Genomic DNA, 26511 nt, shown 5'->3' with positions numbered 1-26511 from the left:
AATTTTTTATGCGCCTATGATATGTAATTCTGTGAAATCTTTATATAATACCAATGTGTTCTCTCCGTTTAATTTTAGAGAATCCAATGAGATTTTTTCATTATCAACTTCAACTTTCTTCACTTTGAAAGGCAGTGCTTTTAGATTAATCTTAAAGTTGGAATAACCTGTTTCAAAAGTTCCTTCTTTATGTTGCTGAATGATAAGTTCTTTCTCTTTTCCGTTTAGGGTAAATGTTCGCAACGAGAATCTTCCTTTGTTATAATCATAACCATCCTGAGCATCTTCGTAAACAGTAGATTTCTCTTTTCCTAATTTGTAATACACATCTAAAGTCAATTCGTCAAACTGCAATTCACCCACATATTGCTGCACCGGATATTTCGGAATAATAGCACCTTCTTTGATAAAAATCGGAATTTGGTCAAAATCGGTTTTTATCCAAAGTTCTTTTTTTCCTTCTGTTAATTCGTTTGTCCAGTAGTTGTACCAATTTCCTTTTGGCAAATACATTCTTCTGCCTAAAGCGTTTGGCTCCAATATTGGGCAAACCAATATTTGGTTACCAAAAATAAATTCATCAGTTCTATAATGAGTATGGAAATCTTCCTGGTCAAAATAAACCAACGGCTTTAACATTGGTGTTCCTTCGTTGACATACTGCCAGAACATCGTGTATAAATAAGGTAACAATTCGTATCGTAATTCAACAAACTTTCTGGTAATATCAATTACTTCCTGACCAAATGACCAAGGTTCCTGTTCGCCATGATCACCCGATGAATGCGTTCTGCAGAATGGATGGAAAACGCCTAACTGTATCCATCTTGCGTATAATTCGCCCGAAGGTTGTTCAGCAAATCCACCAATATCAGAACCCGTGAAACCCATTCCCGAAATCGACATTCGCTGCATTTGGATATTGGCAATCCACAAATGTTCCCAACTTGCGACATTATCGCCAGTCCATGATGAAGTATATCTTTGCGCCCCGGAATAAGCCGAACGCGTGATGATAAATGGCCTTTTTGGATACGCAAATCGCTTCACACCTTCATAGGTTGCTCTCGCCATTTGGGTTCCATAAATATTATGTGCTTTTCGGTGACTACACGGATTTCCATCGTAATCATGACGTACATCATACGGAAAAGTTTTTCCGGGAACGTCCATAACTGCTGGTTCGTTCATATCATTCCAAACACCTTTCACTCCTATTTCCGAAATCAATTCTTTGAATAATCCTGCCCACCATTCGCGAACTTCAGGATTTGTATAATCGGGGAAATTACATTCGCCCGGCCAAACTTTTCCTTTCATAAACGGTCCATCAGCACGTCTGCAGAAATATCCTTTGGCTAATGCTTCTTGGTAAACCCAATAATCTTTATCGATTTTTATTCCCGGATCGATGATGACAACTGTTTTGAAACCGTCTTTCGCTAATTCGGCAACCATTCGTTTTGGTTCAGGGAAATATTCTTTGCTCCACGTAAAGCAACGGAAACCTTCCATATAATCGATGTCTAAATAAATAGCATCGCAAGGAATTTTTAATTCTCTAAATCTTGCTGTAACTTCTTTGACTTTGCTTTCCGGATAATAACTCCATTTACATTGGTGATATCCCAAAGTCCACATTGGCGGTAATTCCGGTTTTCCTGTCAAATGGGTATAGGTTGTAACTACGTCTGCCATTTTCGGACCATACACAAAGTAGTAATTCATTTCGCCACCTTCTGCCCAAAAACTCGTGATATTTCGTCGCTCATGGCAAAAATCAAAAAAGGTTCTGAAGGTATTGTCAAAGAAAACGCCGTAAGCTTTGTTATGATGTAAACCAATATAAAACGGAACAACTTTGTATAAAGGTTCCTGGTCTTTATGAAAAGCGTATTGGTCGGTAGCCCAATTTTCAACGCGTTTTCCTTTAAGGTTTAAATGCGTTGGCTTGTCTCCCATTCCGTAAAAACTTTCACCGTCTTTCGACATTTTACTCATTTTTACGATATTCCCACCATGTTCATAACTTTCTTCCCAGTGAAACCCAATTTCGTCTTCTAAAATCGTAAACCCATCAATATCATGAATCGATATTTTTAGGTTTTTCTTGTTGACTTTACAAAATACTTTGCTGGTTTTTATCAGATAAAAAGTACTCTCTTCTATAACTTCTAGTTGATTGTAACCGTGTGATTGTGTTTTGTCAATTGCATACGAAAAGTCGTTGCTGAAGTAGCCTTTGGTAGTATAGCGAAAGCGTATTAAACTATCGCGAAGTATGGTGATTTTTAGAATTACATTGTTGTCAGTATTGAAATAAATGCTGTCAACATCCTGATTAAAACTAACAATTTTGGAAGGGAATTGATCGCCTTTATGTTCAAGTTCTTGATTAGTAATCATAATGATTTTTTAATGTCGTGTTGCCAAATTTACAAAGATGAAATCTAAAACAGAGCAACTTATTATAGTAGTTTTTAACTATAACGTTTGCGAATGGTGATAAATAAAAAAGAACCTGTCAAGGTTTGAAATCTGACAGGTTTTAGTGTGTTTTATGAAATTTTATAAACCGTAACGCCTAATGGTGGCAAGACTAATTCCGCTGAAAACTCTTTATAATTCCACGGCGTTTTATCAATCTTGATTGGTTTGGTCATTACGACTCCGCTTCCGCCATATTCTGTGCTGTCAGAGTTGAATATCTGTGTTAGTTTACCTTTAGTTGGTATACCAATTCTATAATTATCTCTTACAACCGGCGTGAAATTAGCCACTATAATCAAGTTTTCTTTTTCGTTATTTCCTTTTCGGATGTAACTCAAAACAGCATTTTCGCTATCGGAATAATTAATCCATTCAAAACCATCTACGTGGAATTGTTTTTCATACAAAGCCGGATTGTTTTTATATAACGCATTCAAATCGGTGATGCATTTTTTGATTCCGTCATGATAACCAAACTGCAGCAAATGCCAATCCAAACTTCCTTCAAAATTCCACTCAGAGCTTTGTCCGAATTCGGCACCCATGAACAATAAATTCGCTCCCGGATGCGTAAACATATAACCATACAACAAACGTAGATTCGCAAATTTCTGCCATTCGTCACCAGTCATTCTGCCTAAGATTGATTGCTTGCCATAAACTACTTCATCGTGTGACAACGGCAACATGAAATTCTCGGTAAACGCATACGTCATTGAGAAGGTCAAATCATTTTGGTGAAAACGTCTGTATATCGGTTCTTTTTTGAAATATTGCAAGGTATCGTGCATCCAACCCATCATCCATTTCATTCCGAAACCTAAACCACCAATGAATGTTGGTCGCGAAACCATTGGAAAACTCGTGCTTTCTTCTGCTATAGTTTGTGTGTCTGGGAAATCTGCATAAACCGCTTCATTGAAATCTTTTAGGAAACTAATCGTATCGAGGTTTTCTCTTCCGCCATAAATATTTGGTTCCCATTCGCCATCTTTTCTGGAATAATCCAAATATAACATTGATGCCACTGCATCTACGCGCAATCCGTCAGCATGATACTGGTGCAGCCAAAATATAGCATTGCTAATTAAGAACGAACGTACTTCATTTCTTCCATAGTTGAACACCAAACTCTTCCAATCGGGATGATATCCTTTTCTTCTGTCCGGATGTTCATATAAATTCGAACCATCAAAAAATCCTAAACCATGTGCATCATCTGGAAAGTGAGATGGAACCCAATCGAGGATTACTCCAATTCCGGCCTGATGTAATTTATCTACTAAAACCATAAAATCCTGTGGCTTTCCAAAACGGGATGTTGGCGCAAAATAGCCTACCAACTGATAACCCCAAGAAGGATCATAAGGATATTCCATTATTGGCATGAACTCAACATGAGTAAAGCCAGTTTCTTTCACGTAATCAACCAATTGGTCAGCCAATTCGAGATACGTTAAAAACTTACCTTCGTTATTTCTTCGCCACGAACCCAAATGCACTTCATATACCGAAAACGGTTTGTCCAAACCATTCTTATCTTTTCGCGTATCCATCCATTTTTTGTCTTTCCACTTATAATCTAAGTCCCAAATTATGGAAGCCGTTTGTGGTGGATGTTCGCAGTACAACGCAAACGGATCGGCTTTCTCAGTGATAATTCCGTTATTATTTGACTGGATTTTATATTTATAAGTTGTGCCTTTTTCAACACCCGGAATAAATCCTTCCCAAATACCGGAAGCATCCCAACGAACATTTAGTTGGTGCTCGCCCTGTATCCAATAATTGAAATCACCCACGACAGAAACCGAGCGTGCCGATGGAGCCCAAACCGCAAAGTAAACGCCTTTCACGCCGTTGACTTCCGTTAGATGCGCACCCATTTTTTCGTATAACCTAAAATGTTTTCCTGCTTTAAATAAATCGATATCAAAATCGGTAAAAAGGGAATGTACTTGTACTTGGTTCATTTTTGTTTTTATATAAGTGTTGTGTTGTTTTCTTAATATCCCATGATGCTCTGAATTCCACGCAACGGAATCACAGCCCAGCGTGGGCGTGAGTTTAACTCATAACCTAATTCGTAAACTGCTTTTTCAATCAGGCAATACTTTAACAGAAAATCGATTTCATGGTTGTAACCAATGTTCAGATTACCCGATTGCGCTTTCTCAACATAAGTTTCCAAAAAGCAACCTACAAAGTAGTTAAACAAAACTTCGGCGGCGTGAAAAAGCTGTTCCTGGTCGTATGGATATTTGTCTTTGTTATTGAAAATCGTAGCGTAAATGGCGTAGTGAAACGAACGGAACAAGCCAGCCACATCTTTCAATGGCGGTTGTTTTACTTTTCGGTCACGAATCGTACTTTCGGGTTCGCCTTCAAAATCCAATAAATAGAAATCATCACCGTTTACCAGAATTTGACCCAAATGATAATCGCCATGAATTCGGATGCGTTCCGACTTCATTTTTGTCCAATCAAAATCGACAAAATGTTTACGCACCAACTTTTTATTTTCCATAAACTGATGCGCCAAATCCAAGGCTAAACCATCTAATTTATGCAAACTATTTTCAATGATGTTTAATCGGTTTTGGAACTGATACAACATTCTGTTTTTTAACCAAACGGTGTAATCTCCGTTATACGTTGTTGGTGTAAAAGCCGTATCGTGTATGTCTCCGCCAAGTGCAATATGCATTTCTGCTGTACGTTTTGCCAGTGTTTGCAAACGAAGAAATAAACTCAATCCAACCCAGTCAATAATTTCGGGTGGAATTTCATTAATCTTTACGCGTTTGAATAAAGGAATATCCGGTAGTTTGTCAATCTTGATTTTTTTGGTTTTCAAATTGCTAAACACACCGTCAATTTCTTCGAGCATAAACTTCCACGCATCACCTTGATTTGGAACCAATTCCTGCATCAAACCAAGCGTAATATTTCCTTCTGACAACGCCAGATTAATACTTCCTGTATAAGCCGGAGAGCTTTTGAAATGCATGGTTTCAGTAAGGAAACGACTGATTTCATAATCAGGATTGGTGCTGACATAAATCCGTCTGAAAATCTTCAGTACAAAAGCATCGTTATAAATAATAGACGTATTGCTTTGCTCCACTCCCATGAATTTTGACGACTTATATTCTTTGTCTTCAAACACGGTTCCTTTATGAAAAATCAGTTTAAGTTCCGGATTATTTTTAGATTGGACGATGTTATCAAACAGCAATTTTCTGAAGTCTTCCTGATGCAGCGCATCTACCAGATAACCTTCGATGGCACCAAACTTTGCAGGTGAAATAATGGTACTGGTATCTAACTCATCAGAAGTCATAAATGCAAGTGGCATAAAATAGTGCTGGTAAAATGCTTCTTTAAAATTTACTTCTAAAAGCACGCCATAGTAGGTGTTTTTTTTGGAAGTAATTTTGAAATGATCAACCACTTCTATATACTTCAAAGTGCTGGCTTTTCCACCATACCAACGTTTGTTTATGATATAGTTTTCTAATATATCCGAAGAAAAAACTTTGATAAATTCCTCGTCTTCAAAAGCATTTTTCCAATCGGCCTTAAAAACAAATGGTGTCGAAAAAGTATCTTGGTTAGAATTTTCCATGGTTACTATTTTTAAACAGGCTTATTTCAATATTTTAAATAAATGAAATGGCAATGCCGGATTTAGCTCCACAAAATTCCATTCTTTATCCCAAATGTAACTGTTACCAGTAATTAATTCTACAACCTTAATTGGTTGTCCCGGATGAATTCCCAATGCCTGTAATGGCAATTGAACCCAAGCTTGTTTGGCATAATATGGATCGATGCTGCAAATCATCAAGGTTTCATCCAATTTATCATCGTCATATTTGTAATACGCCAAAACCTGGTCGTTATCGGTAGCGCAAAACTGTATGTTATTGGTTTGCTGTAACGAAGGTTGCTCGTGTCTGATTCGGTTTAATCTCGAAATAACGGTGATTAGTTTGTTTTGAACTGTCCAATCCCAATTGAAAAATTCATACTTCTCAGAATTGTGATATTCTTCTTTTCCCGGCATTGCTTCCGAAACCATATATTCATAAACTGGTCCGTAAATTCCAATGCTGGAACTCAAGGTTGCTGCCAAAAAGTATTTGTGAAGATAAACACTTTCGTGTCCGCTTTGTAATGCGTATGGTAAAATATCCGGCGTATTCGGCCAGAAATTCGGACGGAAAAATTCTTTCTGTTCTGTTTTGGTTAATTCTTCTACATATTCAATCAATTCGGCTTTGGTATTTCTCCAAGTGTAATAAGTATAGGATTGTGTGAACCCTTGTTTCGCAAGTTCGTGCATAATCTTTGGACGTGTAAAAGCTTCCGCCAAAAACAATACATCAGGATGTTTCTTCTTGATTTCGGCAATCAGCCAACCCCAAAAATAAAATGGTTTTGTATGTGGATTATCAACTCTGAATACTTTGATATCACATTCTTCCACCCAGAACAAAGCTACGTCAAGCAACTCTTTCCAAAGGTTTTTCCAATCGCCGCTTTCAAAATATATTGGCTGAATGTCTTGGTATTTCTTTGGTGGATTCTCGGCATATTGCACCGTTCCGTCAGGACGCCATTTGAACCATTGTGGAAAATCTTTTACATAAGGATGATCTGGTGCTGCCTGCAACGCATAATCCATGGCGACTTCAATTCCAAGAGATTTTGCGGCTTTGACTAATGATTTGAAATCAGCTAACGAACCTAATTCAGGATGTATCGCTTTATGTCCACCATGTTTGGAACCAATTCCCCAAGGTGAACCGACATCTCCTTTTTGAGCGTTAGTAGCATTGTTTTTTCCTTTTCTATTGACTTCTCCAATAGGATGAATCGGTGGAAAATATAAGGTATCAAATCCCATTGCGGCAACTCTTGGCAAGAGTTTTTCACAATCTTTAAACGTTCCGTGCTTTCCTTTTTCCTGTGATGCCGAACGTGGAAAAAATTCATACCACGTGCTGAATAAAGCTTTCTTTCTGTCTACATAAACTTTTAATTCTGCCGAAGCATTTGCCAAAGTTCGGGTTGGATAATGTCTGAAAATATGATGCAATTCAGGTGATAATGCAATCGCAATTGCTTTATCATATTGCTTTGCATCCTGGAATGCTTTTATGGCTGAAGTCAAATAGGTTTTCTCGGCTGCCGAAACTTCTTTTAAAATTGCCTGACAATATTCGGCACCTTCGAGCAATTCTGATTTTACATGCTGATTGTCTTCTATTTTTCGCTGTGTTCCGTGTTGCCAGTTCAGCGCATAATCAACCCAACCTTCTACCAAATAAGTATAAAAACCTTGCTTTTCTACTTTAAATTCGGCAATCCATTCATCATTTCCGGTTTCGAACATTCTAACTTCCTGCCATTTTTTGGCCGATTCATGTTTGAATTTCACACTACAAGCTACAACATCGTGACCATCAGAAAAAACATTAGCAGTAACAACAACTTTTTGACCTACAATTCGTTTTATAAAAAAAGCTCCAGCGTCAAGTTGTGGAGAAACATTTTCAATTATTATTCGGGTTTGATTTTGCATTTTAATTGTAATTTTATGAAGTTGTAATTTAGAAAAAAATACAATAAGTTATAAATTGCAGTATAATTTTATTAAAATGACAAAAAAAGGCGAGATACCCAATCAATCATTGCAAATTCCGAAAGTAATTACGCGTACGGCTAAATTATTACAAGCAATTTCTCCAAAATTAGCTACACTATTTGCTGCAAAACTCTTTACAACGCCTCTAAAACATAGAATTCCGAAGCGGGAATTACATATGGAACAAAATAGTAGACAGCAAAAATTACGGGTTCCTAAAATAAATAAAGCCATTAATGTGTATCACTATGGTGAAAGTAAAAATAAAATACTGCTGGTTCACGGTTGGTCCGGAAGAGGAACACAGTTGGTTAAAATTGCTGATGAGCTAATTCAAAAAGGATTTTCTACCATCAGTTTTGATGCTCCGGCTCATGGAAAATCGGGTAGCAAAACTACGCTAATGCCTGAGTTTATTGCTTCTATTTTAGAAATTGAGAAACAGTTCGGACCATTTGAATTTGCCATCGGACATTCGCTTGGTGGCATGTCAATTTTGAATGCAATAAAAGAAGGATTGTCGGTTAAAAAAGCGGTGATTATTGGTAGTGGCGATATTATTCAGGATATTTTGGATGATTTTGTTTCAAAACTGGAGTTAAAACCAGAAACGGCTTCAATGATGAAAACCCATTTTGAGAAAAAATTTGGAGTAGAAATGGAAAGTTATTCCGCAAGTTTTGCAGCCAAATCGGTAGAAATTCCTTTGCTCATTATTCACGATAAACATGATGATGAAATTGAAGTCAAAGCTGCTCATAACATTCATCGCAATTTAAAGAAAGGTGAAATTGTCATTACAGAGAAATTGGGACACCGAAAAATTTTAGGTGATAAAAAAGTAATCGAAACTATGCTTAACTTTATTTCAAATTAAAGTATTATGGAACTATTTAATGAAACACCAAACTGGGCAGAAAATCTGAAACCATTAATAAAAAAATACAAAGGCAAGAAACATCCTTTAGATTATCAAAATACCTATCAACTTCTGGTAATGGTAATTTTGTCGGCGCAGGATTCTGATGCCAATATTAACAAAATTGCACCAGCTTTATTTGAAGTTTATCCAAATCTAGAAAGTCTGGCGGTTTCCAATATAGAAGCATTAATACCTCATATTTCAAAAGTTAGAAACTTCGGAACAAAAGCAAGTTGGCTCATCGAAATTGCACAAACACTCAAAACCGATAGCAACATTCCAACAACAATGGATGAATTGGTTGCTCTAAAAGGTATCGGAAGAAAATCAGCCAATGTAATCATGCGGGAAACAAATTCTCCCGCTGAAGGAATTATTGCCGATTTACATGTTATTCGTGTGGCACCGCGAATCGGAGTCATCCCCGAAGCCAATGATGGAAACAAAGTTGAAAAGTTATTAATGCAGGCTTTACCAAAAGACATTTGGGGTGAAATCGGTATGGCAGTTTCTTTTTTAGGAAGAGAAACTTGTCGTCCAACTAACCCAAAATGCCCAGACTGTCCAATTCAAAATAATTGTCAATATCCTTTAAAAACAATTTAAAGATTTAGTTACGCTCAGTTCGGCTAAGCCTCGGGTGAGCGGTCCCTTACGGTCGGGCTGTCCACGTCTCGTCACAAAGACGAGACTAGCTCCTATCCCTCACGCAATCTTATAGTCATGAAACAAATACCGCTTTATTCATTAGTCATTTTTCCAACTCAAGAACAAATTGAATTGGTCAAATCCTATAAACAATTGCTAAAAAATAAAATTGGTTGGTTTGGCAGTGTCGATGCAAATGCTCATATAACGATAATCCAATTCGACAACGAAATGATGCTGTTACTTTATATTGAAAAGGTTCGGGAATTTTGTAAGACAGCTGTTTCGCAAAAGGTGGTTTTAAATAAATGGGATAGCTTTGATCCACACACCTTCTTTATTGCGCCTGACGAATCTTCCAAGCGATATCTCAACAAATTGATAACAAACCTGCACGAATATTTAGGATTTAAAATCAATAATGTCAACGCCCACATGAGCATCGCACGCAAACTTGATCCTGAAAGAATGAAAAAAGCATACGACTTATTCCAAAACACAGAAATTAATTTACAATTTGACTGTGACGCAATCTTTGTTCGAAAATTCGATGGGCAGCAATATTCGGAAATTACAGAAAAAATTCGCTTTGCAATTTGAAATTTTATTAAACAAAAAATCCCCATCAAATAAATGAATAGGACTTTCTAAAAAAAAGGCAGCGAACCGAGCTTGCGAACACGCTGCCACTAAAAAAGGAAAGCCCTGTTTCTTTTGAAACAGGGCTTTCTAAAAAAAAGGCAGCGACATACTCTCCCACATAACTGCAGTACCATCTGCGCAGTCGGGCTTAACTTCTCTGTTCGGAATGGGAAGAGGTGAGCCCCGACGCAATAACCACCTTAAGAGGTTTTGCAAGGGTCTCGTTCTGAAAACGAGAACAATACATAATATCTTAACATACTGAGATAAAGAAAAATTAAAGAAAGTTTCTTCCTCCGCCTTGCGGCGGAGGAAAAGGTGTACATAAGCTTACGGGTTATTAGTACTACTCGACTATGACATTACTGCCTTTACATCTATAGCCTATCAACGTGGTCATCTTCCACGACCCTTAAAAGAAATCTCATCTTGTGGTGGGTTTCGCGCTTATATGCTTTCAGCGCTTATCCCTTCCAAACGTAGCTACTCTGCGGTGCTCCTGGCGGAACAACAGATACACCAGAGGTTTGTCCAATTCGGTCCTCTCGTACTAGAATCAGATCCACTCAAATTTCTTGCGCCCACAGTAGATAGAGACCGAACTGTCTCACGACGTTCTGAACCCAGCTCGCGTGCCACTTTAATGGGCGAACAGCCCAACCCTTGGGACCTTCTCCAGCCCCAGGATGTGACGAGCCGACATCGAGGTGCCAAACCCCCCCGTCGATATGAGCTCTTGGGGGAGATCAGCCTGTTATCCCCGGCGTACCTTTTATCCTTTGAGCGATGGCCCTTCCATGCGGAACCACCGGATCACTATGCTCTACTTTCGTACCTGATCGACCTGTATGTCTCTCAGTCAAGCTCCCTTATGCCATTGCACTCTACGCACGGTTACCAAGCGTGCTGAGGGAACCTTTAGAAGCCTCCGTTACTCTTTTGGAGGCGACCACCCCAGTCAAACTACCCACCAAGCAATGTCCCCCGAAATACGGGGTTAGACCTCAGATAAGCAAAGGGTGGTATTTCAACAATGACTCCACAACGCCTGGCGACGCCACTTCATAGTCTCCCACCTATCCTACACATCACTTATCCAAGACCAATACTAAGCTATAGTAAAGGTGCACAGGGTCTTTTCGTCCCACTGCGGGTAAGCGGCATCTTCACCGCTACTACAATTTCACCGAGCTCATGGCTGAGACAGTGTCCAGATCGTTACACCATTCGTGCAGGTCGGAACTTACCCGACAAGGAATTTCGCTACCTTAGGACCGTTATAGTTACGGCCGCCGTTTACTGGGGCTTCAATTCAATGCTTCTGATTACTCATAACATCTCCTCTTAACCTTCCAGCACCGGGCAGGTGTCAGGCCCTATACTTCATCTTACGATTTTGCAGAGCCCTGTGTTTTTGATAAACAGTCGCCTGGACCTCTTCACTGCGGCCCCCATTGCTGGGGGCGACCTTTCTCCCGAAGTTACAGGTCTATTTTGCCTAATTCCTTAGCCATGAATCTCTCGAGCACCTTAGGATTCTCTCCTCGACTACCTGTGTCGGTTTACGGTACGGGTACTGTTAATCTAAGTTTAGAAGTTTTTCTTGGAAGCCCTTAGGTACACTATCTCTTTGTCCGAAGACTCCGAGTACTATCGCATTTCCCCAGTTCCTGCGCATTTAACTACAAGACCTATAGGTAGGTGCTTTAACGAACTATTCCGTCAGTTCGCGGTACTTTCATCACTCCGTCACTCCATCACAATTAACAGTAGTACGGGAATATTAACCCGTTGGCCATCGACTGTCCCTTTCGGGTTCGCCTTAGGACCCGACTAACCCTCAGCTGATTAGCATAGCTGAGGAAACCTTAGTCTTTCGGTGTGCGGGTTTCTCGCCCGCATTATCGTTACTTATGCCTACATTTTCTTTTCTGACCTCTCCAGCATACCTTACGATACACCTTCGCTGATGTCAGAATGCTCCCCTACCACTTACATTACTGTAAATCCATAGCTTCGGTACTATACTTATGCCCGATTATTATCCATGCTCGTCCGCTCGACTAGTGAGCTGTTACGCACTCTTTAAATGAATGGCTGCTTCCAAGCCAACATCCTAGCTGTCTGGGCAGACAAACCTCGTTATTTCAACTTAGTATAGATTTTGGGACCTTAGCTGATGGTCTGGGTTCTTTCCCTCTCGGACTTGGACCTTAGCACCCAAGCCCTCACTGTTAGTGAACATTATATAGCATTCGGAGTTTGTCAGGAATTGGTAGGCGGTGAAGCCCCCGCATCCAATCAGTAGCTCTACCTCTATATAACTTTATAACTAACGCTGCACCTAAATGCATTTCGGGGAGTACGAGCTATTTCCGAGTTTGATTGGCCTTTCACCCCTACCCACAGGTCATCCGAAGACTTTTCAACGTCAACCGGTTCGGACCTCCACTATGTGTTACCACAGCTTCATCCTGCCCATGGGTAGATCACACGGTTTCGCGTCTAACACTACTGACTAAAGCGCCCTATTCAGACTCGCTTTCGCTACGGATCCGTATCTTAAATACTTAACCTCGCCAGCAACGTTAACTCGTAGGCTCATTATGCAAAAGGCACGCCGTCACCCCACGAAAGGGCTCCGACCGCTTGTAAGCGTATGGTTTCAGGATCTATTTCACTCCGTTATTCACGGTTCTTTTCACCTTTCCCTCACGGTACTGGTTCACTATCGGTCTCTCAGGAGTATTTAGCCTTAGCGGATGGTCCCGCCAAATTCAGACAGGGTTTCACGTGCCCCGCCCTACTCAGGATACCACTATCTATATCTTCTCTTACCTGTACGGGGCTATCACCCTGTATCGCTTACCTTTCCAGGTAATTCCAGTTCAATCCGCATAGAATGTCGTGGTCCTACAACCCCAGCATTGCCGTAACAACACTGGTTTGGGCTAATCCGCGTTCGCTCGCCACTACTTACGGAATCACTTTTGTTTTCTTCTCCTCCGCCTACTTAGATGTTTCAGTTCAGCGGGTTTGCCCACCTATCGGTGTGACATGTCTTCAACATGCCGGGTTGCCCCATTCGGATATCTACGGATCAATTCGTGTGTGCCAATCCCCGTAGCTTTTCGCAGCTTATCACGTCCTTCTTCGCCTCTGAGAGCCTAGGCATCCCCCATACGCCCTTATTTTGCTTATTGTACCCAATCTCGTTGTAAACAACGAGACCGTTTTTTTTTGTTCATTACTATAAATAGCAACAAACGCTTTCTACTTTTTAAATTTTTTCTTATCTCAATATGTCAATGAACTTTTCTTCTTTCGAAGCTGTGGAGAATATCGGAGTCGAACCGATGACCTCCTGCGTGCAAGGCAGGCGCTCTAGCCAGCTGAGCTAATCCCCCGTTTCTTAGTGGTCAGTTAACAGTTCTAAGTTAACAGTACTTCAAACGGTTACTCAACCTCCAGAATTTCCTTTATAAACAAAACAAAGTAGTCCCGCCCAGACTCGAACTGGGGACCCCTACATTATCAGTGTAGTACTCTAACCAGCTGAGCTACGAGACTCTGTTTTTTGCTTATTATAATATTTGAACTAACAGCGAGAGTAATTGAATTAAATGATTTAAGGTCTAGTCCTTTTTATCGTCTCTAGAAAGGAGGTGTTCCAGCCGCACCTTCCGGTACGGCTACCTTGTTACGACTTAGCCCTAGTTACCAGTTTTACCCTAGGCAGCTCCTTACGGTCACCGACTTCAGGTACCCCCAGCTTCCATGGCTTGACGGGCGGTGTGTACAAGGCCCGGGAACGTATTCACCGGATCATGGCTGATATCCGATTACTAGCGATTCCAGCTTCACGGAGTCGAGTTGCAGACTCCGATCCGAACTGAGAACGGTTTTATAGATTCGCTCCTACTCGCGTAGTGGCTGCTCTCTGTACCGTCCATTGTAGCACGTGTGTAGCCCAAGGCGTAAGGGCCGTGATGATTTGACGTCATCCCCACCTTCCTCACAGTTTACACTGGCAGTCTTGTTAGAGTTCCCGACTTGACTCGCTGGCAACTAACAACAGGGGTTGCGCTCGTTATAGGACTTAACCTGACACCTCACGGCACGAGCTGACGACAACCATGCAGCACCTTGTAATTTGTCCGAAGAAAGATCTGTTTCCAAACCTGTCAAACTACATTTAAGCCTTGGTAAGGTTCCTCGCGTATCATCGAATTAAACCACATGCTCCACCGCTTGTGCGGGCCCCCGTCAATTCCTTTGAGTTTCATTCTTGCGAACGTACTCCCCAGGTGGGATACTTATCACTTTCGCTTAGCCACTGAGATAAATCCCAACAGCTAGTATCCATCGTTTACGGCGTGGACTACCAGGGTATCTAATCCTGTTCGCTCCCCACGCTTTCGTCCATCAGCGTCAATCCACTGGTAGTAACCTGCCTTCGCAATTGGTATTCCATGTAATATCTAAGCATTTCACCGCTACACTACATATTCTAGTTACTTCCCAGTAATTCAAGTCTGGCAGTATCAATGGCCGTTCCTCCGTTGAGCGAAGGGCTTTCACCACTGACTTACCAAACCGCCTACGGACCCTTTAAACCCAATGATTCCGGATAACGCTTGGATCCTCCGTATTACCGCGGCTGCTGGCACGGAGTTAGCCGATCCTTATTCTTACGGTACCGTCAAGCTCCCTCACGAGGGAGTGTTTCTTCCCGTACAAAAGCAGTTTACAATCCATAGGACCGTCTTCCTGCACGCGGCATGGCTGGATCAGGCTTGCGCCCATTGTCCAATATTCCTCACTGCTGCCTCCCGTAGGAGTCTGGTCCGTGTCTCAGTACCAGTGTGGGGGATCTCCCTCTCAGGACCCCTACCCATCGTAGCCATGGTAAGCCGTTACCTTACCATCTAGCTAATGGGACGCATGCTCATCTTTTACCGTTGGAACTTTAATTGCAAAATGATGCCATTTCGCAATGCTATGAGGTATTAATCCAAATTTCTCTGGGCTATCCCTCTGTAAAAGGTAGATTGCATACGCGTTACGCACCCGTGCGCCGGTCTCAGGTATTGCTACCCTACCCCTCGACTTGCATGTGTTAAGCCTGCCGCTAGCGTTCATCCTGAGCCAGGATCAAACTCTTCATCGTATATTGTTATGCTGAACTCGCGTTCTGCATTCGTAATTTAGACAAAGGCTAGTCTTTTTTCAAATCTTTCGATTCTCTTACTCTCTTTTTGTTGTTTTAAACATCACTGTCTAAAACGGCTGTCAATTCAATATGTCTATGAACGTATTCTTGTATTTAGAATCTGAAACTAGTTCAGATTAAATCGCTATTCTCTCGTTTAGCGGGTGCAAAAGTAACTATTCTTTTTTAACCAACAAACTTTTTATAAAATAATTTTAGATTATTTTTTATTTGCTTGATTTTAAACTTTCAGGGGAAAAATTCGGGACAATAAATTTAAAAGGTTTTATCTAAACCGCCAAATATTTTTCAAATAAAGTTTAAAGAAAAACTATAAAAAAGAACGTTGCTTAATTGCGGGTGCAAAAATAGTATAGATTTTTGCTTTTGCAAACCTTTTACAACTCTTTTTTGGAAGTTTTTTGTAAGCTGTTGGTTCTACGATTCTTATAGATGTTTTTTTTTATTTATGTTTAAGAAGCAAAATGTTCTTTTTAGCCCCGATGGAAGCAAACTACCGTGTAGTGCGGACAGCGGGACAACACATCCTGAAGAAAAGCAAATGTTGTGCTTCAAGTGCATCTCCTTTCCTATAGTAGCCACTACGTTCGTGTGAGACTGCTTACCCGTCAAAACTCTGAGACCATGTACAACATAAAAAAATCCGCTAAATGCGGATTTTTTAAATATTACCAGCAAAACATTATTCCTTAAAAATCTTAAAATTTTGGATTCCATCGGAAGTTATTACTTTTATAAAATAAAGTGCACTGTCAAGTCCTGACATGTCAAGTTCTAATTGATTTGCATTGACACTTTTATTTATTACCATTTTCCCAAGAAAATCAAATACCGCTATACTTTGGATTGAGGTATGATATTCTATATGGAGTATATTCTTTACAGGATTTGGATAAACACTAACTTTTTTACTTGATTCAGGAAATTCTTCAATACCTAAAACTACTGGATTGAGTCTGGCTAATCGGTTTCGTCCAATTCCATTGTAATTGACAAACAAACCACCAATAACAGGTTTACCATCGGCCTGCAATGCAATTTTACGAACACTGTAATTAGGTCCACCACCAACTGTATTGAACGAATTGTCTATCGAGCCATTACCATTGAGTCGGACAATAAAATATTTGGTTTGTGCGTTAAAGGTTGTAAAGAGGCCTCCTACTAATATCTTTCCATCTGGTTGTAACGCTAAAGTATAGATACTGGATGAAGGGCCTGACCCAATGTTAAAAGTCGTATCAATCGTTCCATTTGAATTTAACCGAACCAATTGATTGACTGACGTATTATTAAAACTTGAAAAAAAACCACTTGCTACAATTTTACCATCTGTCTGCAATACGATTGAATTAGGTGTGCTGTTAAAACCTAAACCAACATTAAAAGAGGCATCAATTGCACCATTTGCCTCAAGCCGGACCATGCGGACTGCGGCTGTATCGTTATAAGTCGTAAATTCGCCCGACAACACAATCTTTCCGTCAGGCTGTATCGTAATATTGTTAATTGATGAATTCCCTTTTGAATTGGCATCAAACGTAGAATCAACCGTACCATCGGCATTCAATCGGAATACTCTATATGCTGATGGAAACGGAAAGAAGGTTGGAAACTTTCCTGAAATAAGAATTTTGCCGTCTGGCTGAACCGCAATGGCATTAATGGTTTCTGTTATGATGGTATAATTAAAGGAAGAATCAATACTTCCGTCACTATTAAGCCTCTTAAAGATATTACTGACGGTACTCCCTCTAAAAGTAAAAATTCCTCCTACAAGGATTTTTCCATCAGCCTGCAGGGCTATGGCATTTATGGGTTGTGGTGTATCATTAGTAGAAATATTGCACGTAAAAGAAGTATCTACGGTACCATCTGTGTTTAACTTCGCCACCCTTGTACGGACGTCATTGTATTCGGAAAAAGGTCCTTGTATGATCATCTTACCATTGGGCAGCATCATGATATCCGTCACTTCGCCATTTGACCCATTTGTACCACCATTAAAACTAGGATCGTAGGTGCCGTCAGTATTCAACCTCATTACGCCCTTCACTATCTTGTCATTGTAATTAACAAAGAAACCACTCACTAATAAGCGACCGTCGGACTGCACTGCATATTTATCCAAATCGTAAGTTGTTGTACCCGACCCAATATAAAAAGAATTGTCTGAAGAACCGTCAGAATTCAGACGCACCAATTTTTTTACATCATCGTCGGTCGATGAGATATCATTTTTGAATAACATCGATGCTATAATCTTTCCATCCGGAAGCGGATAGATGTTTCTACATTCATACTCAATTCCTGCGTAACCAAAATTAAAGGTGTTATCTAACGTTCCTGTTGAGTTTAACCTGTAAATATAACGATTATCAGTATTGATTCCCAAGATTTTTCCATTAGCTAAAACACTAATATTTCCGCGAATGGCATTTGGCGGAGTAAAGGAATTATCTATTGAACCATTGGCATTAATCCGCACAAGAGAAGAAACCGGAGTTACATTATAATAGGTAAAACTGCCTGAAATTAAAATTTTTCCATCTGCCTGCACAGCTACTGCAGTGACAGGATAATTAGGCCCTGAATTGGGATTAAAACTAGTATAGAGCGACCCGTCCACATTTAGTACCGCTATCCTAGTTCGTGAAATGTTATTATACTTTGTGAACTCGCCAGTAATTACAATTTTTCCATTTGGCAACAATGCCATTGACCTTATTTCTCCATCAGCTCCTTCACCTACAGTAAAAGTCTCGTCAAGTGTACCATTAGCATTGAGGCGCGCAATCCTGTTGATAGCCGTACCATTGTAATTTGTAAAAGTTCCTGCAATGAGTATTTTTCCACTCGAAAGTACTACAACAGCATTCACGTCACCAAACATAGGGCCGGTACCATCAATATTAAAAGTGGCATCAGCATCACCGTCCGCATTTACGCGAAAAAAACTTTTGCCGTCATATCTACCATTATACAAATCCTCATATGCACCAAGTAAAACTTTACCGTCAGGCTGCAATGCCATTGCCGTGCAGGTGCCCATCCCATCGCCATAACCATTCCCTCTGTCTCCTGGATTAAACGTAGGGTCAATATGTCCGTCCTGAGCAAAACAAAGTTTGATTGACAGTACAAAAAGAAGTAGTGTAATTTTTTTCATTCCTTGAGTTAATTTAGCATTAGTTAGCTTCTGTTGTTTATTTTTGGTTGCTATAATAGATAGAAATATAAAGGTAATTAAATTCTTAAGAATTTTACTAATCACAGAATTTATTTTATTTCTATACCATTTCACATTACCCAATCCTTATTACATCCATGAACTAATAAATTAATTTAAAAATAATTATTGTTTGTACTTTATCAATCCGTTATATTTGCGCTTGCTAAATTTATAATAATGATAAAGATTACACTACCTGACGGTTCGGTTAAGGAGTTTGCGAAAGGTACAACTCCGATGGATGTTGCGAAAAGCATCAGTGAAGGATTAGCCCGAAATGTGATTTCGGCTGCTTTTAATGGCACAACAGTTGAAACGGAAACCCAATTAACCACCGACGGTTCTCTTATATTATATACATGGAATGACAAAGAAGGCAAAAAAGCTTTTTGGCATTCGACTTCGCACGTTATGGCGCAGGTTTTGGAAGAGCAATTTCCCGGAATTAAATTGACGCTTGGACCGGCGATTGACAATGGTTTTTATTATGATGTTGATTTTGGAGATAAAAAAATTACCGATGCTGACTTTAAAGCTATTGAAGATAGAGTTTTAGAAGTTTCGAGAGAGAAGCATGAATTTAAAATGCGTCCGGTTTCTAAGGCTGAAGCTTTGGAAATCTACAAAAATAACGAGTACAAAACAGAATTGATTTCGAATCTTGAAGACGGCACGATAACGTTTTGTGATCATGCTAATTTCTTCGATTTATGTCGTGGTGGTCATATTCCGAATACCGGAATTATCAAAGCTATGAAAATCATGAGTGTTGCCGGTGCTTATTGGCGCGGTGACGAAAAGAACAAGCAATTGACGCGTGTTTACGGAATTTCGTTTCCGAAGCAAAAAGATTTAACTGAATACTTAGAATTACTTGAAGAAGCGAAGCGTCGTGACCACAGAAAACTTGGTAAAGAATTAGACTTATTTGCGTTTTCACAAAAAGTGGGTCAAGGCTTGCCATTATGGTTACCAAAAGGAGCTGCTTTACGTGATAGATTGGAGCAGTTTTTGAAAAAAGCGCAGAAAAAAGCAGGTTACGAACAAGTAGTTACGCCACATATCGGACAAAAAGAATTGTATGTTACATCCGGTCACTATGCTAAATATGGTGCTGATAGTTTCCAGCCAATTCACACTCCGGCTGAAGGTGAAGAGTTCTTGCTAAAACCTATGAACTGTCCGCATCACTGTGAGATATACAACAACAAACCTTGGTCATATAAAGATTTACCAAAACGTTATGCTGAATTTGGAACAGTTTACCGTTATGAGCAATCTGGAGAATTACACGGTTTGACTCGTGTTCGTGGATTTACTCAGGATGATGCCCATATTTTTTGTACTCCGGATCAATTGGACAAGGAGTTTAAAAATGTAATCGACTTGGTATTGTATGTTTTTGGTTCGTTAGGCTTTGAAAACTTTACAGCTCAGGTTTCTTTGAGAGATAAAGAAAATAGAGATAAATATATCGGAAGTGATGAAAACTGGGAAAAAGCAGAACAGGCCATTATCAATGCGGCTAGCGACAAAGGGTTGAATTACGTAATAGAATATGGTGAAGCAGCTTTCTATGGTCCGAAACTGGATTTCATGGTAAAAGATGCTTTAGGAAGACAATGGCAATTGGGAACCATTCAGGTGGATTATAATTTACCGGAGCGTTTTGAATTGACCTATAAAGGAGCAGATGACAAATTGCACAGACCGGTAATGATTCACAGAGCGCCTTTTGGTTCGATGGAACGTTTTATTGCAATTTTACTAGAACATACCGCAGGAAACTTCCCACTTTGGCTGATGCCGGAACAGGCTATTATATTGTCTTTAAGCGAGAAATATGAAAATTATGCGAAAAAAGTTTTAGAATTGCTAGAAAATCACGAAATTCGCGCCCTAATTGACAACCGCAACGAGACGATTGGGAAGAAAATTAGAGAGGCCGAAGTTCAAAAAATCCCGTTTATGCTGATAGTTGGCGAGGAAGAAGCAAAAAACGGAACCATTTCTGTACGCCGTCAAGGGCAGGAAGGAAAAGGAAATATTTCGGTTACTATTGAAGAATTTGCAGCAATTGTGAATGAAGAAATAGGAAAAACATTAAAAACATTCGAAGTTTAATTAAAAAAATAAAGCCATAGCAATTAGAAACAACAGAGGATATAGCCCTCGAGTAGAAAAAGTAGCAGCCCACAGAATAAATGAATTAATTCGTGGCGTTTCAGAAGTTCGTCTAGTAGGAGAAAACATTGAGCCAGGAGTATTTAAATTCTCCGATGCACTACGTTTAGCTGAAGAGCAAGAAGTAGATTTGGTAGAAATTTCTCCAAATGCCGTTCCTCCGGTTTGTAAATTAATGGATTATGGAAAATTCATTTACGAACAAAAGAAAAGAGACAAACAGCTCAAAGCAAAGTCTACACAAATTGTTGTAAAAGAAATACGTTTTGGTCCTCAGACTGATGAGCACGATTACGAATTTAAAAGAAAAAATGCTGAGAAGTTTTTAAAAGAAGGTTCAAAATTGAAAGCATTTGTTTTCTTTAAAGGACGTTCGATTATATATAAAGAGCAAGGTCAGATTCTATTATTGCGTTTGGCGCAAGATTTAGAAGAATACGGAAAAGTGGAAGCTATGCCGGTTTTAGAAGGAAAGAGAATGATTATGTTCATTGCTCCAAAAAAGAAAAAGTAAGTAAGTTAAATTAAATAAACTAGGAAAAAATGCCTAAAATGAAAACAAAATCCAGTGCTAAGAAGCGATTCAAAGTAACTGGCTCTGGAAAAATCAAGAGAAAACACGCTTTTAAAAGTCACATTCTGACTAAAAAATCTAAAAAGCGTAAGTTAGCTTTAACACATTCTGCTTTGGTTCACCCAACAGATGAGAAAAGCATCAAACAACAATTAAGAATCATCTAAATAAAGGATAAGTGAAAAGTAAAAAGGGATAAGTTTTAAAACTTTTGCCTTATGCCTTTTCCCTTTTAACTATTTTAAAATTCTTTAGGTTAAAAATTATTTAAATAACCTTGGAGTATGGCCACAAAGTTACCTTGATTAAATTCGGTACGCCAGCTACAAAAAAACAGAAAAATTATGCCAAGATCAGTAAATTCAGTTGCTAAAAGAGCAAGAAGAAAAAAGATAATGAAGCAAGCCAAAGGTTTCTTTGGTCGTCGTAAAAACGTTTGGACGGTTGCTAAAAACGCGGTTGAGAAAGCAATGTGCTACGCTTACCGTGACAGAAAAGTGAACAAAAGAAATTTCCGTGCTTTATGGATTCAACGTATCAACGCTGGAGCTCGTTTAGAAGGAATGTCTTATTCACAGTTTATGGGGAAAGTAAAAGCTAACGGAATCGAATTGAACCGTAAAGTTCTTGCCGATTTAGCAATGAATCACCCAGAAGCTTTCAAAGCAGTACTTAAAAAAGTAAAATAAACGTTTGTACAACTTATTTAACTTACTTATAAATAGAGAAAGGCTAGTCGAAAGATTAGCCTTTTTGTTTTTGATAAATCAAAAACACCTTAAGATCATCAGGCTTCCTCCTCTTAATATCAAATATTTAACTTACTTACAAATAGAAAGTCCCAGTCGAAAGGTTGGGATTTTTTTATGGCGTTTCCCTTCGGGCCGCGCTTTCCGCAGTACATGGTACTTGCTGCAATCGCTAACGCAAAACCGTTTGAACTTCAAATTCAGTTTCATTTAGCCTATTGAATTTAAGGCTGTAACAAAATTTCAATACACACTACTAACTTTAACATACAATCAAAAAGAATATCTGTATTTTTGAAAAAACTAACTCTCACATGAAAAAAACACTACTAGCCTGCACCTTATTATTTGTGGCAGCAACATCTTCAGCACAAACTTTTTCGACAGAAAAAAAAACTGACACACAAGGTTACACTTATGAAATTGTCAAAAATGACAACACAGGTCTTAGACTTTACACACTTAAAAATGGACTAAAAGTATATTTAGCCCAAAACACCGACGAACCAAGAATACAAACTTATATTCCTGTAAAAACCGGTTCCAATAATGACCCAAGTGATAATACTGGTTTGGCTCACTATTTAGAACACATGGTTTTCAAAGGAACCAGCAAAATAGGAACGCAAAACTGGGAAGTTGAAAAAAAATTAATCGCTCAAATCTCAGATTTGTACGAACAACACAAAGCAGAAACCGATCCTGAAAAGAAAAAAGCGATTTACAAACAAATTGACGAAGTTTCTCAGGAAGCTTCAAAATATTCGATAGCCAATGAATATGACAAACTCATTTCATCTTTAGGAGCCAAAGGAACTAACGCCCACACCAACTTATATGAAACGGTTTATAAAAACAATATTCCGGCAAATGAATTAGAAAAATGGATGGTGGTTGAAAAAGAGCGTTTCTCCGAATTAGTATTGCGTCTTTTCCACACCGAATTGGAAGCCGTTTACGAAGAATTCAACCGTTCTCAGGACAACGACGCCCGTTTGGTTAGTTTTGAATTAATGAGTGCCTTATTTCCCGATACGCCTTACGGACAACAAACTACCATCGGTAAATCAGAACACCTGAAAAACCCTTCAATGGTTGCCATTAATAACTATTTCAACACGTATTATGTGCCTAATAATATGGCGGTGATTTTGGTTGGTGATTTAGATTTTGACAAAACAATCAAAATGGTCGATAAATACTTTGGCTCTTTCAAATATAAAGAATTGCCGATGAAGAAATTAGTGACCGAAAAACCTATGACTTCAATAGTTTCAAGAGAAGTAAAAAGTCCGACTGCCGAAAGACTAACCATGGCCTGGAGAACATCGGGCACCGGAACCAAAGAAGCTTTATTGGCTGATATGACTTCTGAAATATTATCTAACGCCGGAGATGTTGGTCTTATCGACCTTAACATCAACCAAAAACAACTGGCATTGAGCGCTCAGGGTTTCGCAAGTACCTTTAATGAATATGGTTATTTTGGGTTAAACCTAAGTACTAAAGAAGGACAAACGCTGGAAGAAGGAAGAGCTTTATTGTTATCCCAAATTGATAAAGTAAAAAAAGGGGAATTTGACGAATGGATGATTCAGGCGATTGTAAACAACAGAAAGCTTGATGTAATGAAAACCTACGAGACTGCTGACGGATTAGCAACTTCAATCTACAGAAACTATACACAAAGCATCAGTTGGGAGAAAAATTTATCCGAAGTCAATGAATTGGCTAAAATAACCAAAGCGGATATCGTAAAGTTTGCCAATGATTTCTTTAAGGACAATTATGTAATTATCTATAAAAGAAAAGGTGTGAATGACAAGCTTGTTCGCGTATCTAACCCAAAAATAACACCTGTTCAGTTAAACAGAGATTCGCAATCAGAATTTTATAAAGACTTTGCAAAGCTGACATCAACTGATTCAGCTCCGGTATTTGTTGATTTCAAATCAGCAATTCAAACCAAAAAAGTAAAAAATACCAATATTAGTTTTATAAAAAACAATACCAATACCATTTCAAATCTGTACTATGTTTTCAACATGGGTTCTGATCACGATAAAAAATTGCAATTAGCAGCCGGAATGTTAGACTATTGGGGAACCAATAAAATGAGCCCGGAAGATGTAAAAAAAGAATTCTACAAAATCGGAATTTCATATTCGGTAAATTTCACTAATGACATGACTTACATCTCGCTTTCGGGATTAGAAAACAATTTACCAAAAGGAATTGCCCTGCTTGAAGATTTACTAAAAAATGTAAAAGCGGATCAAGCTGTTTATGACACTCAAGTGGAAACCATTTTAAACGGCAGAGCCAATGCTAAAAAACGTAAAGAAAGTATTTTGAATGCTTTGGTGAATTATGCTAAATATGGTAAAGATTCCCGTTTCAGAGACATTCTTTCAGCGACGGAATTAAAAGAAATGAATGTCAATGCTCTAGCTGATTTGGTTAAAGGAATGACAAGCTATGAGCACCAGATTTTATTCTATGGTAACGACTTGAATCCGATAGTTGCAGCCTTAGGGCAGCACCATAATTTAGCCGCTAACAAAGCAATTCCAACTCCGAAACAATATGCTGAACCGGAAACAACTAACAAAGTTTATTTTGCCAATTACGACATGGTTCAAACAGAAATGACCAGAGTTGCCAAAGGTGCAAAATACAATGCCGGAATTGCAGGAACAGTAAATGTATTCAACTCGTATTTTGGATCGGGATTGTCTTCTATCGTATTCCAGGAAATCAGAGAGTCAAAATCATTAGCCTATTCAGCTCGTGCCAATTATGGTTTGGCTTCTGACAAAAACCTCAACGATTACATGACCGTTTCTATCGGAACACAAGCCAATAAATTACCACAGGCTGTTGATGCCATTAATGCTTTGTTGGCCGATATGCCAAAAATTGACAAACAGTTTAACAATGCTAAAGAATCGAGTTTGAAACAAATCGCATCCAGCCGTATTATCAAAACCAATATTTTCTTCAACCAAATAAGCCTGAAAAAACTTGGTTTCGATTATGATATTCGTAAAGACATCTTTAAAGACATACAGGGTTTGACTTTGGATGCCACTAATAATTTCTTTAACAAAGAAGTGAAAACCAAACAGTACAACACTGCCATCATTGGTAAAAAAGAAAGTCTGGATTTTGAAGCTCTAAAAAAACTGGGCGATATTGAAGAAGTATCCTTAGAAGAAATTTTTAATTACTAAGTAAGAATCCCGCATTAAGCAAAATCCCAATCTCGTTTCTAATGAGATTGGGATTTTTTATTATTGGGATTTATTCGGTAATTAAAAAAAACAACAGAGATTGAATTATTGTAGTATATTTATAATAATTTTAAATGTATTTCTAATTATTTAACTGTATCCTTTGTTTTTATGGAAGAAAAAATAAAAATTCTTATCGTAGAAGACGAAATGATTATTGCTGCAAACATCTCGTTGCAGCTTACTCATTTAGGATATGAAGTTATCGGAATTATTCCAAGAGCAGAAGAAGTCTTACCACTTATCAGAGCACAACAACCCGATATTCTTTTGCTGGATATTAATTTAAAAGGCGATTTGGATGGAATTGATTTAGCGCATTTAATTCAAAAGGAATTTAAAATTCCAACCATTTTTTTGACTGCCAATTCAGATGAAACGCATTTCAACAGAGCCAAAGCTGTCAATCCGTATGCGTTTATTTCCAAACCATTCAAAAAACTCGATTTACAACGTGCCATTGAGTTGACAGTACTACGAATTGAAGAAGAAAATACTAAAAAAGAGAACGGAGTTTCCGAAGAAAATTTTGTACTCAGTGATGCTATTTTTGTCCGCAGTCATGACAAAATGGTGAAAGTCAATATTCAAGACATCTTATACATTGAAGCCGAACGAAATTATTGTAAAATACATTGCAAAGACAAAGAGCATTTACTGGTGGCTACTTTAAAGGATTTAGAAGAAAAACTACTGGTAAATAATCTGATGCGCATCCATCGTTCGTTTATCATTAATTTATTTCACATCGATGAAATAGCTAACAGCCATGTAGTTATTGCCAAAAAAGCCATTCCGATAAGTGCCGATTTAAAGAAGCAATTGCTACAACACATTCAAAAAATATAACCTGTCAAATGAAAGTGAAATTGCTATATATATTACTAGTTA

General features: G+C 38.7%; 14 protein-coding genes, 2 tRNA genes and 3 rRNA genes. 9 read left to right on the top strand and 10 right to left on the bottom strand.

Annotation, left to right across the window (positions count from 1 at the left end):
- Positions 1 to 6: 6 nt before the first annotated feature.
- From GS03_RS07805 to GS03_RS07790, 4 genes are all read right to left on the bottom strand, one after another.
- A complete protein-coding gene (locus GS03_RS07805) occupies positions 7 to 2406 on the bottom strand; it encodes a glycoside hydrolase family 31 protein (protein ID WP_136151978.1) in 2400 nt (799 codons plus the stop codon).
- Between the two features lie 152 nt (positions 2407 to 2558).
- Positions 2559 to 4463, bottom strand: a complete 1905-nt coding sequence (glgB, locus tag GS03_RS07800; protein WP_136151977.1) for a 1,4-alpha-glucan branching protein GlgB — start codon at positions 4461 to 4463, stop codon at positions 2559 to 2561.
- 32 nt (positions 4464 to 4495) lie between these two features.
- Complete coding sequence (locus GS03_RS07795; RefSeq protein ID WP_136151976.1) at positions 4496 to 6118, bottom strand: trehalose synthase; 1623 nt, start codon at positions 6116 to 6118, stop codon at positions 4496 to 4498.
- Between the two features lie 21 nt (positions 6119 to 6139).
- Positions 6140 to 8080 carry an alpha-1,4-glucan--maltose-1-phosphate maltosyltransferase gene (locus tag GS03_RS07790; RefSeq protein ID WP_136151975.1) on the bottom strand — a complete coding sequence of 647 codons (1941 nt, stop codon included), beginning with the start codon at positions 8078 to 8080 and terminating at the stop codon, positions 6140 to 6142.
- 76 nt (positions 8081 to 8156) lie between these two features.
- Here GS03_RS07790 and GS03_RS07785 point away from each other — a divergent pair, with 76 nt between their 5' ends.
- The 3 genes from GS03_RS07785 (at position 8157) to GS03_RS07775 (ending at position 10313) form a co-directional block, all read left to right on the top strand.
- A complete protein-coding gene (locus tag GS03_RS07785) occupies positions 8157 to 9020 on the top strand; it encodes an alpha/beta fold hydrolase (protein ID WP_136151974.1) in 864 nt (287 codons plus the stop codon).
- Between the two features lie 6 nt (positions 9021 to 9026).
- A complete protein-coding gene (locus GS03_RS07780; RefSeq protein WP_136151973.1) occupies positions 9027 to 9671 on the top strand; it encodes an endonuclease III domain-containing protein in 645 nt (214 codons plus the stop codon).
- Positions 9672 to 9788: 117 nt separating this feature from the next.
- The gene (locus GS03_RS07775) at positions 9789 to 10313 is read left to right on the top strand and encodes a 2'-5' RNA ligase family protein (protein WP_136151972.1); all 525 of its coding nucleotides are present in this window, start codon (positions 9789 to 9791) and stop codon (positions 10311 to 10313) included.
- 135 nt (positions 10314 to 10448) lie between these two features.
- Here the strand turns inward: GS03_RS07775 and rrf are convergent.
- The 6 genes from rrf to GS03_RS07745 form a co-directional block, all read right to left on the bottom strand.
- Positions 10449 to 10558: ribosomal RNA gene (gene rrf / locus GS03_RS07770) — 5S ribosomal RNA — on the bottom strand.
- A 117-nt stretch (positions 10559 to 10675) separates the two neighbouring features.
- A 23S ribosomal RNA gene (locus tag GS03_RS07765) occupies positions 10676 to 13558 on the bottom strand.
- Positions 13559 to 13688: 130 nt separating this feature from the next.
- Positions 13689 to 13762: transfer RNA gene (locus GS03_RS07760), tRNA-Ala, on the bottom strand.
- A gap of 89 nt (positions 13763 to 13851) precedes the next feature.
- Positions 13852 to 13925, bottom strand: a tRNA-Ile gene (locus GS03_RS07755).
- An 88-nt stretch (positions 13926 to 14013) separates the two neighbouring features.
- A 16S ribosomal RNA gene (locus tag GS03_RS07750) occupies positions 14014 to 15525 on the bottom strand.
- The 16S, 23S and 5S rRNA genes sit together here with 2 tRNA genes alongside, the layout of an rRNA operon.
- A 745-nt stretch (positions 15526 to 16270) precedes the next feature.
- On the bottom strand, positions 16271 to 18757 hold the full coding sequence (locus GS03_RS07745) for a T9SS type A sorting domain-containing protein (RefSeq protein WP_136151971.1): 2487 nt from the start codon (positions 18755 to 18757) through the stop codon (positions 16271 to 16273).
- Between the two features lie 240 nt (positions 18758 to 18997).
- On the opposite strand from GS03_RS07745, the gene thrS reads away from it, so the two are divergent.
- From thrS to GS03_RS07715, 6 genes are all read left to right on the top strand, one after another.
- Positions 18998 to 20944 carry a threonine--tRNA ligase gene (gene thrS / locus GS03_RS07740; protein WP_136151970.1) on the top strand — a complete coding sequence of 649 codons (1947 nt, stop codon included), beginning with the start codon at positions 18998 to 19000 and terminating at the stop codon, positions 20942 to 20944.
- Between the two features lie 76 nt (positions 20945 to 21020).
- On the top strand, positions 21021 to 21518 hold the full coding sequence (gene infC / locus GS03_RS07735; protein ID WP_210726627.1) for a translation initiation factor IF-3: 498 nt from the start codon (positions 21021 to 21023) through the stop codon (positions 21516 to 21518).
- Positions 21519 to 21547: 29 nt separating this feature from the next.
- Positions 21548 to 21745: a 50S ribosomal protein L35 gene (gene rpmI / locus GS03_RS07730; RefSeq protein WP_136151968.1), complete on the top strand. Its 198-nt coding sequence runs from the start codon at positions 21548 to 21550 to the stop codon at positions 21743 to 21745.
- A 177-nt stretch (positions 21746 to 21922) separates the two neighbouring features.
- Entirely contained in the window at positions 21923 to 22267 is a 345-nt protein-coding gene (gene rplT / locus GS03_RS07725) for a 50S ribosomal protein L20 (RefSeq protein ID WP_126745177.1), read from the top strand.
- A 374-nt stretch (positions 22268 to 22641) separates the two neighbouring features.
- On the top strand, positions 22642 to 25560 hold the full coding sequence (locus GS03_RS07720; RefSeq protein WP_136151967.1) for a M16 family metallopeptidase: 2919 nt from the start codon (positions 22642 to 22644) through the stop codon (positions 25558 to 25560).
- A gap of 171 nt (positions 25561 to 25731) precedes the next feature.
- Positions 25732 to 26469 carry a LytR/AlgR family response regulator transcription factor gene (locus tag GS03_RS07715; RefSeq protein WP_136151966.1) on the top strand — a complete coding sequence of 246 codons (738 nt, stop codon included), beginning with the start codon at positions 25732 to 25734 and terminating at the stop codon, positions 26467 to 26469.
- Positions 26470 to 26511 lie beyond the last annotated feature (42 nt).

It is taken from the genome of Flavobacterium sangjuense (genome assembly GCF_004797125.1).
Classification (GTDB): domain Bacteria; phylum Bacteroidota; class Bacteroidia; order Flavobacteriales; family Flavobacteriaceae; genus Flavobacterium; species Flavobacterium sangjuense.
The sequence above is the reverse complement of the archived record's forward strand: the minus strand, read 5'-3'. Positions and strand labels throughout refer to the sequence as shown.